This is a genomic window from Pseudomonas sp. HMSC063H08, assembly GCF_001813645.1.
In the GTDB taxonomy this organism is placed as follows: Bacteria; Pseudomonadota; Gammaproteobacteria; order Pseudomonadales; family Pseudomonadaceae; genus Pseudomonas; species Pseudomonas aeruginosa.
In genome coordinates, this window is sequence record NZ_KV813344.1 from 7222 (window position 1) to 7514 (window position 293).

At 57.0% G+C, this 293-nt stretch carries 2 tRNA genes; both read right to left on the minus strand.

Features of this window, described 5'->3' with window-relative positions:
- Nucleotides 1–90: 90 nt before the first annotated feature.
- A tRNA-Lys gene (locus HMPREF2924_RS03015) sits at nt 91–166 on the minus strand.
- A gap of 10 nt (nt 167–176) precedes the next feature.
- A tRNA-Pro gene (locus tag HMPREF2924_RS03020) sits at nt 177–253 on the minus strand.
- Between the last annotated feature and the right edge of the window lie 40 nt (nt 254–293).

Below are 293 nucleotides of genomic sequence, written 5' to 3' on the forward strand. Positions count from 1 at the left end.
ATGCGGGCCTAATGTTCGGCCCAGACGGCTGCTAGACAAGAACCGGCGTAACACCCCTTCCTAGACCTATGCAACTCGCCCCGTCGAAAATGGTGGGTCGTGTAGGATTCGAACCTACGACCAATTGGTTAAAAGCCAACTGCTCTACCGACTGAGCTAACGACCCAAGTATGAGGTGGTCGGGGTAGAGAGATTCGAACTCCCGACATCCTGCTCCCAAAGCAGGCGCGCTACCGGACTGCGCTATACCCCGATTGGAAGTTGGCTCCGCGACCTGGACTCGAACCAGGGAC